This is a genomic window from Streptomyces sp. NBC_00572 (assembly GCF_026341815.1).
Taxonomy (GTDB): domain Bacteria; phylum Actinomycetota; class Actinomycetes; order Streptomycetales; family Streptomycetaceae; genus Streptomyces.
Window position 1 is genome coordinate 2,166,643 of record NZ_JAPENX010000001.1, and the last position, 14,274, is coordinate 2,180,916.

The window sequence follows — 14,274 nt, forward strand, 5'->3', positions numbered from 1 at the left end:
GCCCATGCGCCGCCGTGGCGCCATGCCGCCATGCCGCCATGCCGCGCCGCGCCCACTCGATCACCACCTACCCAACGGGAGCCCCACCGTGGCTACGTTCCTCTCCAGACTGGGCCGCCTCGCCTTCCGCCGCCGGGGGGTGACCCTGCTGCTCTGGCTGCTGATCTTCGGCGGCATGGGCTTCGCCGCCTCGTCCGCGCCGGCGCCGCCCGCCGACACGTTCTCGATGCCGGGCACCGAATCGCAGGAGGCCTTCGACCTGCTGACCGAGAGGTTCCCGGACGCGAGCGTCGACGGCGCCAGTGCCCGGGTCGTCGTCCGGGCCCCCGAGGGCGCGAAGATCACGACGCCCTCGACGCGGACCCAGGTCGAGCGCCTCGTCGCCGAGCTGGGGACCTCGTCCCCGCAGGTGGTGGGCGTCGCAGACCCGTACAAGTCCCCCGCCGTCAGCATCAGCGAGGACGAGACGACCGCCTACATGGTGGTGACGTACAAGGTCCCCGCGATGGAGGTCGACGACAAGGCGCACGCCGCCCTCGACACTGCCACCGCGCAGGCCCGCAAGGCGGGTCTCACCGTCGAGGCCGGCGGTGACGCGGTCAAGATCGAGCAGGCCATGGGCGGCACCGGCGAGCAGATCGGCATCCTGATCTCCGCGATCGTCCTCGTCCTGACCTTCGGCTCGATGATCGCGGCCGGAATGCCGCTGATCACCGCGCTGATCGGCGTCGGCATCGGCATCTCGGGCATCACGGCGCTCGGCTCCACGCTGGGCCTGTCCGGCACCACCTCGACCCTCGCGATGATGATCGGCCTCGCGGTCGGCATCGACTACGCGCTGTTCATCGTGTCCCGATTCCGCGCCGAGCGGGTCGAGGGGCGTACCCCCGAGGAAGCCGCGGGACGGGCGGTCGGCACCGCGGGCTCGGCCGTCGTCTTCGCCGGTCTCACGGTCATCGTCGCCCTCGCCGGGCTCGCCGTGGTGAACATCCCGATGCTCACCAAGATGGGCCTCGCCGCGGCCGGCACCGTCGCCGTCTCCGTACTCGTGGCGATCACCCTGGTCCCCGCGCTCCTCGGCCTCGCGCCGGTCAAGGTGATGGCCCGCAAGGGACGCCTGCGGTACGCCGTGAAGCCGCTGTCGGACCGCAAGCAGCGCAGGGCCGCCAAGCACGAGGCGAAGCTCGCCGGGAAGACCGGGCCCAACCTGGGCTCCCGCTGGGCGAGTTACGTCCTGCGTCACCCCGTGGTCGTCCTGCTCGTCGGGGTGATCGGCCTCGGCACGATCGCCGTACCGGCCATGAGCCTGGAGCTCGGCCTGCCGGGCGAGGGCCAGATGTCGACGCAGACCACTCAGCGCAAGGCGTACGACCTGCTGTCGGAGTCCTTCGGGCCCGGGTTCAACGGCCCCCTGATGGTCACCGTGCAGGCCGAGGACGCCAAGGCCGCCGGCGCCGAGATCGGCAAGGCCCTCGCGAAGACGGACGGCGTGGCCGCGGTCTCCCCGGCCACCGCCAACAAGGCGGGCGACACCGCGATCCTCACCGTCGTCCCGAAGAGCGGCCCGACGGAGAAGAGGACCGAGGAACTGGTCCACGCACTCCGCGACACCGCCGGCGACCTGGAGGAGAGCACCGCGTCCCGGATCCTGGTGACCGGCCAGACGGCCATGTTCATCGACTTCTCCCAGACCCTCGACGACGCGCTCCTGCCCTACCTGGGCCTGGTCGTGGGCCTCGCCTTCCTGCTCCTGATGGTGGTCTTCCGCTCGGTCCTGGTCCCGCTCAAGGCCGCCCTCGGTTTCCTGCTCTCGGTGGCCGCGGCCCTCGGTGCCGTCGTCGCGGTCTTCCAGTGGGGCTGGCTCGCCGATGTCTTCGGCATCGACGCTCCCGGCCCGATCATGAGCACGATGCCGATCTTCATGATCGGCGTGGTCTTCGGCCTCGCGATGGACTACGAGGTCTTCCTGGTCAGCCGGATGCGCGAGTCGTACACCCACGGGGCACGCCCGGCCGAGGCGGTCGTCGACGGCTTCCGCTACGGCGGCCGGGTGGTCGGCGCGGCCGCGGTCATCATGATGAGCGTCTTCTCGGGCTTCATCGTGGAGGACAACGACTTCGTCAAGATGATCGGCTTCGCCCTCGCGATCGCCGTCCTCTTCGACGCCTTCGTCGTCCGTATGGCGATCGTGCCCGCGCTCTTCGCCCTGCTCGGCAAGTCCGCCCGGTGGCTGCCGAAGTGGCTGGACCGGATCCTGCCGCGGGTGGACGTCGAGGGCGAGAAGCTCGGCCGGGTGGAGGAGGCTCCGCGCTCGCACCAGGAGCGCACCCTGATCGGCTGAGGCCCTCTCGCGGCCCCGGCGGAAGGCGCCCCCGTACCGGCAGAGGCCGGCGCGGGGGCGCCTTCCGCTGCCAGGGGCGGGCTGGGAGGCGGGCCCGGCGGCGTACCGGAATCGCATCAGCGCAGGCCAGAGCAGCGCGGCGCCACATGGCGACACCCAAGGCCACGTATGGCGCCACAATGACTCGACATGGCGCCATCTATGTGCCACGATGATGGCGCAAGCACGGCACCACTTGGCGCCACTCCAGCGCCAAGCCGGTCGACCCGTCGGCCCCGCCCCATCGCCCCACCTCATCAGCCCCGCCCTCGGACTCCCCGCAAGAGAAAGGTCCGCCCACCATGAACACCGCGACCACAGCGGCCACCAGCACGCGCACCGCGGCGATCGCCGCGATCGGCCTTCGCAAGTCGTACGGCGACAAGGTGGTGCTCGACGGCATCGACCTGCGGATCCCCGAGGGCACGATCTTCGCCCTGCTCGGCCCCAACGGCGCCGGCAAGACCACCACCGTCGAGATCCTCTCCACGCTGATCACGGCCGACGGGGGCGAGGCGCAGGTCGGGGGTCACGACGTGGCGACCGACGCCGGCTCGGTACGCCGCCGGATCGGCGTCACCGGACAGTTCGCCGCCGTCGACGGGCTGCTCACCGCCGAGGAGAACCTGATCCTCATGGCCGACCTGCACCACCTGAGCCGCGACGAGGGCCGGCGCCGCACCGCCGAGCTCCTGGAGCGGTTCGAGCTGACCGAGGCGGCCCGCAAGAACGTCGCCACCTTCTCCGGCGGCATGCGCCGCAAGCTCGACCTGGCGATGACGCTGGTCGGCAGGCCGCAGATCATCTTCCTCGACGAGCCGACCACCGGCCTCGACCCGCGCAGCCGCCGCGTCATGTGGGAGCTGATCCGGGACCTGGTCACGGATCAGGGCGTGACCATCTTCCTCACCACGCAGTACCTGGAGGAGGCCGACCACCTCGCCGACCGCATCGCGGTCCTCGACCACGGCAGGCTCGTCGCCGAAGGCACCGCGGAGGAGCTGAAGCGGCTGATCCCCGGCGGCCACGTCCGCGTCCGGTTCGCCGACGAGGCGCACCTCGCCACGGCGGCCGCGATCTTCGGCATCGCCACCAGCGACCACGAGTCGCTCACCCTGCAGATCCCCAGCGACGGCTCGGTCACCAATCTCCGCGCCATCCTCGACGCCCTCGACGGCTCCGGGGCGCGGGCCGAGTCGCTCACCGTGCACACCCCCGACCTCGACGACGTCTTCCTCACCCTCACCGGCAAGCAGAACGCCCCCGCCGTCCCCGGCCAGTCCGCCACCGCCGCGTCCACGTCCGCCACCGCCCAGAAGGAGTCGAACCGATGAGCACCACGAGCCCCGTCACCCTCGCCCCGGCCAAGGCCGCCGAGCCCACCCGCTCGTACGCCTTCCGCGACTCCAAGACGATGCTGCGCCGCAACCTCAAGCGCCTGCAGCGCTACCCCTCCCTCACCATCACGATCGTCGTGATGCCGATCGTGATGCTGCTGCTGTTCGTGTACGTCTTCGGCGGCGCGCTCGGCACCGGCATCGGGGCGGGCGGCGACCGCGGCGACTACACCAACTACGTGGTGCCCGGCATCATCCTGATGGCCGTGACATCGGGGGCCATCACGACAGCCATCTCCGTCTGCACCGACATGACGGAAGGCATCGTCAACCGCTTCCGCACGATGTCGATCTCCCGCGGCTCCATCCTCACCGGTCATGTCCTCGCCAGCGTCATCCAGGTCGCGGTGATCCTCGTCCTCGTCACCGGCGTCTCCTTCGCGGTGGGCTTCCGGCCCGACGCCTCGGCCGTCGAGTGGCTGGCCGCCCTGGGTCTGCTCCTGTTCCTGTCCTTCGGCCTGAGCTGGCTGTCCGCCGCGATGGGCATCGGCGCCAAGACCGTCGAGGCCGCGAGCAACGCCCCGATGCCGCTGACCTTCCTGCCCTTCCTCGGCAGCGCGGTAGTCACCCCGGAATCCATGCCGACCGCCCTGCGCTGGTTCGCCGAGTACCAGCCCTTCACCCCGATCAACGAGACCCTGCGCGGCCTGCTGCTCGGCACCCCGATCGGCAACGACGGCTGGATCGCCCTGGCCTGGTGCGCGGCCTTCGCCGCACTCGGCTACCTGTGGTCCCGCTCGGCCTTCGAGCGCGAGGTCACGCGCTGATCCCGGCGGGGCGAACACGACGTAGGGGCGACTCCCGGCCGGTGCCGGGAGCCGCCCCTACGCCATTCGGCCGACCAGTCGAGGGCCGCTCCCCGACCTGACGTACTCCCCGAAAAGATCTGGCTCGGCTGTCAGGTACCTGCCCTAAGTTGTGGACCCTCCCGACCCGAAGGAGCACGTCGCCATGCCCATAAACAGAAGCGTCATGGGCCGATTGGTCGCACCGACCGCCGCAGCCCTCCTCGCGACGCTCGTCGCCGCTCCCACGGCCTCGGCCGCACCGGCGCGGGCGACGGCCTCGGTCTGTGACCCGATCTGCGTCACCGGGGTCCGCGCCGCCACCCACACCGGCTACGACCGCGTGGTGTTCGACCTGGGGACGGGCCCCCTGCCCACCGTCACCGCCACGCAGAGCACGTCCGGCGACTTCATGACCCCGTTCGGCGAGCCGCGGACGATCAAGACCCCCGGCTCGTCGTACCTGTTCGTCGCCTTCTCCCCTGCCAACATCGGGGACCCCCTGCATTCGGGCCCCGCGGTGACGCCGTTCGGCCTGCCGACCGTCAAGGCCGTCCAGTCCCTGTACGAGGAGCAGCTCGACTCGCCGATCGACTCGCCGGTCGCCTCCCACCTCGGGATCACGCTGGACGGCCCGGTGAGTCGCTACAACGTCTTCACCCTCACCCAGCCGAACCGCGTCGTCATCGACATCTACCGGTAGTCCCGCCCCTCTCCACACGCTCCACACCAAGGAGCCCGGAAAGGCCGTCAGTTCCCTGTACAGGTCCGCGGGTTCGCACGCGCTCCTGCGCAGGTCCGGCCCGACGCCCGACTCCGTAGGAACAAACGAGCCGTCAGTGGCCGGCGGAGGGACCGCCGAGAACTCCTGACAGCACGCCGTACGACGCTCCACCTTTTCTCACCACACCAGGAGTACTCATGCGCAAGACCGCACTCGGCGCGCTGACGGGCACCGCGGCCCTCGTCGCCACCCTTGTCGGCACCACGTCGGCCGTGGCAGTGGCGGCGGCTCCGACCTGTTCCGACATCTGCGTCCTGGGGGTACGGACGGCCACGCACCCCACGTACGACCGCGTCGTCATCGACCTCGGCGAAGGCACGATCCCCGGGTGGACGACCAGCGAGCAGACCACCCCGCTCTACTGGGGCGAGGAAGGCTCGCAGACCCAGGTGCCGATCACGGGCGATTCCTATCTGAAGCTCACTCTCATGCCGGCCGAGACGTTCGACGTGAACTACCAGTCCACGTACACGAGCCCGAGGTCGGAATCCTTCACGTACCCGAGCCTCAAGGGCCAGGCCCTCGTCTACAGCTTCGAGGACAGCAACACCCTCGGCCTCGCCCTTGGCCCGCACACCTCTTACAAGGTCTTCAAGCTGACCGCGCCCAACCGGATCGTCATAGACATCAACCACTGATTTCCTGCTGCCCTGAGGGTGCACGTAAGACGACCGCGCTGAACGCGGTGGCTCGGCGCCGCGAATTCATCGGAATTCCCTCTTCAGCGCATGCGAAACAGCCGACAGGCGCCATGGAAGAACTTCCATGGCGCCTGTCGGCCCGGTGCGCTTCTAGCCGGGGCAAGCCGCGTTGCTCCAGAAACAGTGGGAAGAGACCAGGTTGTCGGTCCACGACTCCAGGTCGTTGAGCGTGGCACCCGACCAAGCCGTCGTGTGGTCGCCCGTGTAGTTGCCGTTGGTGTAGAGCTCGGCGTTGGTGTCGGGATCAAGGTTCTTGACCGACGTCACACTGTCGTTGATGGAGATGCCGGTTCCGTAGTACGTGCCCGTATAAGAGGGTTTGCTGTAGAGCGTGTCGTAGATGGGCCCGCTCGCATTGGCATCGCGGTAGAGGCATATTTCCCCACCACTCGAAGAGTTGCAAACACCGTCATAAGAGGCCGCCTGGGCGGGCGCCGCGAACGCCCCAATGCTGAGCACGGCTGCGGCAAGGCCAAGAATGTGCAGATTGCGCATCGAAATCCCTTTGGTAGACCATTCTGAATATGTCGCGAAAGCAACCACGCAACGATAGGCGACGCCCAACCAGACCCGTCAAGGATCCTTGACCTACGCACTCTATAAATGGCTGGAATCATCACTCGGCGATGACTCAAAGCAGCCTCCACAGAACCCCACCGTTCTCGCGATCGGCAAGGGACAACACGCGGGGCGGAGGGCGGACCGCAGCCGGACGCGCCGCCCGCAATGACGCAGACCCTCGACACCGTCACCACACCCTGGAACCGGTCGAAAGTTCACCCAAGGGACATAAAGGCCCGGCGGCCTCACCAGGATCAGACCGCCCCACCCCCAGATCCCGGAAAACCCGCTGGTCAGCGTGACTCCCCGCGCCCTCCCCGGAACGTTTGCCCCCTGGCGGATGGTCATCCGCTACCCTGTTCTCTGGTCAGCCGTTGGCGCGGCTCCTGTCAGGCAGCGATGCCACTCAGCAGGGTCCACACGGCGCCTGACCAGCGGGCTTGGCTTCCTGGCCGAAGATCCACCCACCGGGTCTTCTCCAAGGTTCCCCCAAGCCCCGGCCACGCCTTCGTAGCTCAGGGGATAGAGCACCGCTCTCCTAAAGCGGGTGTCGCAGGTTCGAATCCTGCCGGGGGCACAAGCGAAAAGGGCACCTACGGATCTCCGTAGGTGCCCTTTGACATCCACGCCTGACATCAACGGCAGCGGTCAGGGACGACCGGGCCGCCTCTTGAGCAGCCGGTCCATGTGGCTGATCGCCTCGCGCTGCGTGTCCTGGACGACGTGTGTGTACACGTCCATGGTGATGCTGATCTGGCTGTGCCCGAGGATCTCCATCACGACGCGTGGCGCCACGCCGGCAGCGGTGAGCAGGGTCGCGCACCCGTGCCGGGCGTCGTGCAGCCGAATGACGCGGAGCCCGCCGGAGGCGGCGACGCGGGTGAAGGACCGGTACACGTTCCGCGGCTCGACCGGACTGCCCGTACGCGTCGTGAAGACGTAGTCACTCCCCTTCCACTCCTCCCCCGCCTTGGCCCGCTGATCGTTCTGCCGCATGCGGTGCCAGCGGAGGGGTGCGATGCACATGGCGGGCAGCGGTACGGCACGCCGGCGACGCCCCTTGGGATCGTCGTCGTACAGGACACCCCGGCGCCGCTGGATCTGCTGGCGGACGTAGAGGACGCGACGGTCCAGGTCGACGTCGGCCCAGCGGAGGCCGATCAGCTCGCCCCGGCGCAGCCCCATGGCGATGGCGAGGACGAAGGCCGCGTACAGCGGGTCCCTGCGGGCGGCGGCGAGGAAGCCGAGCGTCTCGTCCAGGGACCAGGGGCTCAGCTCCCGCACCTTTGGGCGGGGCGGCTCGACGAGGGTGGCCACGTTGCGCGTGATCAGCTCCTCGCGGCAGGCGGCGGTGAGGGCGGTCCGCAGGACGCGGTGGGACTCCTTAGCCGTGGCCGCAGTGGTCTTCTTCTCCAGCTGAACGAGGAAGCGCCGGACGCCGGCCACGCTCAGGGACTCCAGCCGCTTGGAGCCGATCATCGGGACAAGGTAGAGGCGAACGTGTGCCTCGTACTTGTCGTACGTGCTGAGCTTGCGGCGCGGCTGGACGATGTTGTCGAGCCAGTACGGGAGCCACTCGGAGAGCTTCGCCGAGCGGGTCGGCACGGGGATGCCGTTGGCGGCCTTGTCGAGGAGTGCACGGCGCTTGGCGTCACACTCGGCCCAGGTCTTGCCGTACGCGAACTTCCGGGCGCGGGTGCCGTCGGGCTGGAGGACGTAGACGGCGGCCTGGAAACGACCGTCCTTCCGCTGGGTGATGGTGCCAGCGCCGTTCGGGTTGCGCTTGGCGGGCATCAGGCGGCCTCTCGGATTTCGTGGGTGATGAAGTTCCGTACGGCCTCGACGGGTACGCGGCGGGCGCGGCCGACGGTGATCGAGGTGAGGCGGCGCGAGCGGATGAGGTCGTAGACCGTGGAGCGTCCGAGCTTGAGCCGAGCCATGACCTCGGGCACGGTCAGCAGTTCGTCGGTGGTCATGCCGGAGCTCCTTCCAGGGCGAGTTGGTTGCTTAGGGCTTCGCGGGCGGTCTGACGGTTGAGCTGGATTCCGCGCGAGATGGTCGCGGCGAGGGCGGCCTCTCCGGGGGTGTGGCCGTGGCCGGCGTACTGCCAGGAGGCGAGGACGAGCACGGTGTCCGCGTCCGCGTCCATGTGCTCCTGGGCGGCGCGGTAGTCGGCGCGGATCTGGCGGAGGGCGCCGAGAGTGGTCGAGTAGCGGCGGGACTTGGTGGAGAAGTGGCCGCGGAAGCCGAGCATGTGGGCCCAGGCGGTGAGCTTGCGGTCCGGGTAGAGAGGGGCAAGGTCGAGGCAGGCCTCGATGAGGCGACGCGGGTGGTCGGCCACGTCGAGGAGGTCGAGCACCTCCCGGTTGCCGATCCGGCGGTCGAGGCTGCCGGTAGTCTCGGCTAGTCTCGGCGGCTTTGGTGGCGTACTTGGCGACGTACGAGGCCACGGCCTGCTCGGTGATGTCGGAGCCGTCGCCGAACGCCTTGACCGGGCGGATGTCGAGCTGGCGGCCCCACCGGAAGCACCGACGCGACTGGTCTCCGGCGGTCGGAACGGTGACGGTCGTGTACGCGTGGACGGCGACGGCGCGGATCGCGTCGTCGAGGAGCTGCACAGTGGCCCACGAGGGTGGGCGGTGCCGGGCCCGTCCGGTCCGTCGAGCCGGATCACGGCGTGGAAATGGATGGAGCCGCGCTTCTGGAACTCGGCGACCTTCCCGTACGAGACCCGTAACGCGTCCTTCAGCTCGCGCTGAGTGAGCCCGGCCCTGGCAGCGAGTTCGCGGCGCAGTCGGTTGGTGAAGCGCTGCCAGAGCTGTCCGGCGTGGTTGTTGAAGAGCACGGCTCCGGCGTAGTCGTACGACTCGGGGTCGAGCGGCGTGCCCAAAACGGGGTCGCTCTCCGGGTGGCGGGTGCCGCAGCGGCAGGCGCCGCGGACGGGCCGGTTGTGCACGGGGCCGAAGGACGGGGCGGTGAGGGTGGCGAAGACCCGGGGGTGGTCACGGACGGTGGCGGGGATGGCTTTGGACTCGTCGCCGGCGAGGCCCGCGCGGATCAGGTGATAGGTATCCCCCGCGTACGTGTGGGCGCAGGAGGGGCAGCGGGAGGCGCGGCGGTTGCCGCAGGCGAGGCGGAGACGGCCGCCGGGCTCGGCCTCCGTGGAGTATCGGCGGAGGGTCTCGCCGGACGTGCGGTCCTTGGCGAGAGACCAGCCGGTCAGGTGAACGGGGTCAGAGCAGCCGCCAGTGCGGTGCACCTGGTCCTTCCAGCGATCGAAGCCGGGGTTCGCTGCTACCCGGAGAACATCCTCCAAGGTGGCCGGGTCCAGGCCCGCCACGGTGGCGGCGGTGGGCTGGGCCATGATGGGTGATTCCTTCCGGTTGAAAGATCGGCGAGGGATACGGCTCCCGGGCGGCGGATGCTTGGCGGTATCGAGGCCGCCCGGGGGCCGGTCAGCGGCGCTTGGCCGGGGGACGAGGTGCGCGTACTTGTTGCAGGCGTTGACGGCCGTGCGGAGCGATGTGTGCGGCGCACGGATGCGGGCCCAGCCGCCGGAGGCGTCGCCGGTGATCGCGAGGCCGGGAGAGTCGACAGAGATCTGGACGGCGGCAAGGACGGCGTCCGGCGCGATGTCGCCGAAGGTCATGTTGGCGCTGGTCTCGTCGTTGACGCGGTGGGCGGTACGGGCGCTGAGCTGGGCGCGGAGCATGGTGATGCCCTTGCCGAGTTCGGAGCCGAAGCGCTGCCCGCAGATCTCCAGGTAGATGCCGGCGGCGCGGCCGAGCTGGGCGAGCCGGGCGAGTGTGGTGATGATCCGGTCCCGCCGCCTCTCTTCCTCCTTCGTGGCGAAGAGGGCGAGTTCGGCGACCTCGTCGACGAGGACGACGATGGGAACGGGACGGAGGTGGTCGGGCAGGTCCCAGATGTCGGCGGCGATGTCGGCGTCCAGGGTGTCGGCGGTGATGCGCTGTTCGGCGCGGATGAGTTGGTAGACGCCTTCCATGTGCGCGAGGAGGTCGGCGGCGGTGTCGGGGTTGTCGGCGAGGGCGGAGAACCGGCGGGCCAGAGGGAAGAGCTCGACCCCTTGCTTGCAGTCGATCCCGACCAAGGCCACGTCCTGGGCGGCGAGTTCGGCGACAAGATTCCGCTGGTAGACGGACTTCCCAGACTTAGTAGCTCCGATCGTGAGGGCATGCGGAGTGGTGCGGTAGTCGCGGTAATGGACGGCACCGTCCTCGCGCAGAGCGACCGGTAAGCGCATGGTCGAGCGCTCGGCGCCAGCAGGCATCTGAACCCGCTTGAGCACGTCGTAACCGGTCATCCGCAGTTCGACGACGCCGGAGCGGATCTCCCGCGAGACCACGCCATGCATGCCGAACGAGTGCCGCAGCCGGTCGCACGAGGCCGCCACGTCGAAGGCGTCCTGTCCTGGCCCAAAGCCTGACCGAGTTGCCAACCAGCGTACGGCCCCCTGCTCATGCTCGACCCCAGCCCGGGCAGGCCACCGACCAAACCCGCTCCACCAACCTTCGCGTCGAGTTGGTGCGATTCTCCAACCAGCGCCCAGCCTTCTCGGTAGGCTGGACGGACGGGCATCGTTGTGAGATTGATCCGGTTCCGAAGAGGGGGCTATATGCAGCAGGAAGGCGGCGTCAATAACCTGCGGATCTCAGGTCACGCATCAGTAGATAAAGCGGTAGTTATTGACCATGTTGACCATGTTTCACTAGGGGGAGGGGAATTAAAGCAGCGACGAAGGCCACTTCAGACACCGCGCGATATCCCAGAGTTTACTGGCCGCCAGGAAGTCATTCGCCAGATCGAGGAGTCAATCGATAGCACCCGCGACGCGCCCGCTGTCTGGGTTCTTTCTGGAATGGCTGGCGTAGGAAAGACTTCGATTGCAATTCGAGCATCCCACGCCTTTGCGGATAGGTTTCCAGATGGAATCCTTTACGCCAACTTGGCTGGCGCGAGCGTTAAACCCGTCGAGGCCACGGAAATCCTGACTCGATTCCTAAGAGATCTAGGCATTTCCGTTGGAGACCTGCCGGGCGATTACGAGAGCCTGACCACTGCTTATCGAACGTTGATCGCTACTAAGGCGATACTCGTCGTCCTGGACGACGCCGCTGACACCGCACAGGTAAACGACATAATCCCAACGTCGCCAACAAGCGCTGCCTTGATTACAAGTCGGCGCCCCCTTACTGCCCTCCCGGGAGCCCGCAGTATCCCAATCGACGTTTGGCCCCTAGAGGATTGCGCGAGATTCCTTCGCGTCCTTCTCGGGGCTGCGCGCATGGAAGAGTCGACCGAGGAGGTAAACGAACTAGCGGAAAAGTGCGGACGACTGCCGATTGCTTTGCGCATCATTGGCGCCCAGTTGATCCGGAGGCCCCTGTGGCCCCTATCCCGAATGGTGACACGGCTTCAAGATGAACAGAGACGACTTGAAGTTCTAAGGGCAGACGACATTGAGATTCGATCTGTTTTCGCCACAGCTTATGACTCTCTGACTCCAGAACAGGCGCGCATATTTCACATGGTGGGCCTGACTCTCGGCGCTACCTTTAGCGTAGAGTCTGTTGCGCAAATGGCCGCGATTGACGACTACGACGCAGAGGTTCTTCTGGAAGATCTAGCGGATCGCCATTTGATCAGCCCAGAAGATATTCCCGGCCGGTACCGGGTGCATGACCTCATGAGGCTTTTCGCAAAAGAGAAATCCGGGGGCGAAGAGTGGATCGAGGAGAGGGAAGAATCGGTTCGACGTCTACTGGAATGGCACCTGCGCGTACTCGAATCCGACAGTCCTTCAATCCGCACATGGGTGCGTCTAGAAAAAGAAAGTCTAGTAGCTGGCGTATTGATCTCTGCTGAACTTGAGTTGAACGAGATTTGCTGGAAAACCGCCAATGCATTGGCCCAATTTCACTCAATGGAGAGTGACTACAATAACTGGATCACGTGTAACCGAGCCGGACTGGACGCAGCGCGAAAATGCATGACAGCTGAAGGGCAAGCCCTTATGCTGGGCGGGCTCGGCCAGGCGTCGAGAGAACTTGAGAATTTCAGTGACGCCCGGTCCTATCTACAGGGATCTTTGGAGCTCTTTCGGGAAATTGGCGACCCGGCCTTTTGCGCTCACGTGCTCTGGGAGATTGGGAAAACTGCAAGTAGCCAGTGGGATGTCGCCAGTGCCATCTCTGCGTACACCGAGTCGGTTCAGATCGCCAAGTCGATCGCTAGTCCGTATTCCGTTGCGCGCGGGCTCCATGCGCTTGGGCATCTTTACAGTGGAATTGGACGCCACGACGAAGCATTGGAATGCTTCGAAGAGGAGCTACGACTAGCTTCGGAAAATAACGCCAATTCCCATCACTACGGACTCGCCTACCAGGGAATGGCCGCTTGCCTGGCTGCCAGCGGAATGGCTCAGCAGTCTACTGACGCCTATGACAAGTCCATCGCGGCGGCGCGAGAAGGAGGCGACTTCGAAGGATTGCGAGTTCGCTTGACCCGAAAAGCAAAGGTACTTGAAACGCTAGGTCGCACCACGGAAGCTAATTCTGCATACCAAGAGGCGCTAGACCTCGCCCGGAATGCCGACGATTCCGCTTTCATTTGGGCCAGGCATCATTTTGCTGATTCGCTTGCTCGGCAAGGCGAGCTGGATCGGGCTGACGCGCTATTTTTGGAAGTTCTCGATTCAGGCGATATTGAAGATGACCCAGAGGGTTTCATTGCCGCAATGCACTGCTGGGGAGATTCGTACGCTAAACGCGGCAATCCTGATCGAGCTATTGAGCTGCTGGATGGGGCCGTATCGGCAGCTCGCAGGTGCGAGAGGGAAGAAGACCTGGTGGACATCCTAATTTGCCGAAGCCGAGTAGAGCGAGACCGAGGTATACATTCCGCCGGGATCCCTTTCGCCCAGGAAGCGGTAGGGGTTGCCCGTTCATACGGATCGGCTCGAGCTCTGGCGAAGTGTCTCGGAGTGGTCGGGGACCTGCTGGAGAAGCTGGAGAAGCCCCGGGAAGCCGCAGACGCCTACGGGGAGCAGGTTCGACTGGAAGTTCTAATGCAACAATGGGATTCAGCGAGTGAGAGCGCTGAAAGACTCTCGTCGATTTGGGGGCAGTTGGGCGAGCCCGTCAAGTCGGAAGAATACGCCGTTAATGCGCGAGAGTATTCGACAAGAGGAAGCTTGCCGAATACTGAAAAATCGAATCCAGAGCCAAACGAAGAAGGTAGGGATCTGTAATGGCTGAACCCATCTCTCTGGCAGTGGCCAGTCTCGTAGCCGGCGGGTTTCTTGCGGAGGCCGGCAGTGGGGCCTGGCGAACTGCGACGCGCCTAGCCGCCTTCTTGCGGGGTAAGTTTGGCACTGATCAGGAAGCCGTAGAGGTTCTCGAGCAATGCGAGGTGGAACCCTCTAACGAGGCGGCCAGGAACAGGCTGCTGTCGGCGATCGAAAGCTATCTGGGTAGCGATTCTGCTTTTCGAGACGAATTGCTTTCCACTCTCGAGTCCGAAGGGTACGCTCGAGATGATGTAGTGAATGATCGAATTTCGATTTCGGGGCACGCGAATGTAGGGAAGGTTGTGCAGATCAAGACCGTGCAGGGGGATGTCAGCTTCTAAGAGTTCGTCATTCGAC

Annotated in this window: 10 protein-coding genes, 1 tRNA gene and 2 pseudogenes; 8 read left to right on the forward strand and 5 right to left on the reverse strand. The window is 66.4% G+C overall.

What is annotated here, in order from left to right; all coding sequences use genetic code 11:
* The first annotated feature begins 88 nt into the window (after window positions 1–88).
* The 5 genes from OG514_RS09775 to OG514_RS09795 all read left to right on the forward strand — a co-directional run bounded on the left by OG514_RS09775 (window position 89) and on the right by OG514_RS09795 (window position 5,984).
* A complete protein-coding gene (locus OG514_RS09775; protein ID WP_266892948.1) occupies window positions 89–2,341 on the forward strand; it encodes an MMPL family transporter in 2,253 nt (750 codons plus the stop codon).
* A 341-nt stretch (window positions 2,342–2,682) separates the two neighbouring features.
* The gene (locus OG514_RS09780; protein WP_266892950.1) at window positions 2,683–3,714 is read left to right on the forward strand and encodes an ATP-binding cassette domain-containing protein; all 1,032 of its coding nucleotides are present in this window, start codon (window positions 2,683–2,685) and stop codon (window positions 3,712–3,714) included.
* Complete coding sequence (locus OG514_RS09785) at window positions 3,711–4,544, forward strand: ABC transporter permease (protein ID WP_266892952.1); 834 nt, start codon at window positions 3,711–3,713, stop codon at window positions 4,542–4,544. The genes OG514_RS09780 and OG514_RS09785 overlap by 4 nt, the downstream gene beginning before the upstream one ends.
* A 184-nt stretch (window positions 4,545–4,728) precedes the next feature.
* Window positions 4,729–5,265 (forward strand): hypothetical protein, encoded by a 537-nt coding sequence (locus tag OG514_RS09790; RefSeq protein ID WP_266892954.1) that lies wholly within the window; start codon window positions 4,729–4,731, stop codon window positions 5,263–5,265.
* A 218-nt stretch (window positions 5,266–5,483) separates the two neighbouring features.
* Entirely contained in the window at window positions 5,484–5,984 is a 501-nt protein-coding gene (locus OG514_RS09795) for a hypothetical protein (RefSeq protein WP_266892956.1), read from the forward strand.
* A 153-nt stretch (window positions 5,985–6,137) separates the two neighbouring features.
* Here OG514_RS09795 and OG514_RS09800 read toward each other — a convergent pair whose 3' ends face one another.
* Window positions 6,138–6,542: a peptidase inhibitor family I36 protein gene (locus OG514_RS09800; RefSeq protein ID WP_266892958.1), complete on the reverse strand. Its 405-nt coding sequence runs from the start codon at window positions 6,540–6,542 to the stop codon at window positions 6,138–6,140.
* A gap of 570 nt (window positions 6,543–7,112) precedes the next feature.
* Between OG514_RS09800 and OG514_RS09805 the strand changes: the two genes are divergently transcribed.
* Window positions 7,113–7,185: transfer RNA gene (locus OG514_RS09805), tRNA-Arg, on the forward strand.
* Window positions 7,186–7,256: 71 nt separating this feature from the next.
* Here OG514_RS09805 and OG514_RS09810 read toward each other — a convergent pair.
* The 4 genes and pseudogenes from OG514_RS09810 to OG514_RS09825 all read right to left on the reverse strand — a co-directional run.
* On the reverse strand, window positions 7,257–8,402 hold the full coding sequence (locus OG514_RS09810; RefSeq protein WP_266892960.1) for a site-specific integrase: 1,146 nt from the start codon (window positions 8,400–8,402) through the stop codon (window positions 7,257–7,259).
* A complete protein-coding gene (locus OG514_RS09815; protein WP_266892962.1) occupies window positions 8,402–8,584 on the reverse strand; it encodes a helix-turn-helix domain-containing protein in 183 nt (60 codons plus the stop codon). Before OG514_RS09815 ends, OG514_RS09810 begins: the two co-directional genes overlap by 1 nt.
* A pseudogene (gene repSA / locus OG514_RS09820) lies at window positions 8,581–9,972 on the reverse strand (replication initiator protein RepSA). The gene OG514_RS09815 and the pseudogene repSA overlap by 4 nt, the downstream one beginning before the upstream one ends.
* A gap of 120 nt (window positions 9,973–10,092) precedes the next feature.
* Window positions 10,093–11,043: pseudogene (locus OG514_RS09825) on the reverse strand (FtsK/SpoIIIE domain-containing protein); the annotation flags it as partial.
* Between the two features lie 201 nt (window positions 11,044–11,244).
* Here OG514_RS09825 and OG514_RS09830 point away from each other — a divergent pair.
* Entirely contained in the window at window positions 11,245–13,878 is a 2,634-nt protein-coding gene (locus OG514_RS09830; protein ID WP_266892964.1) for a tetratricopeptide repeat protein, read from the forward strand.
* A complete protein-coding gene (locus OG514_RS09835) occupies window positions 13,878–14,258 on the forward strand; it encodes a hypothetical protein (protein ID WP_266892966.1) in 381 nt (126 codons plus the stop codon). The genes OG514_RS09830 and OG514_RS09835 overlap by 1 nt, the downstream gene beginning before the upstream one ends.
* The last annotated feature ends 16 nt before the right edge of the window (window positions 14,259–14,274 follow it).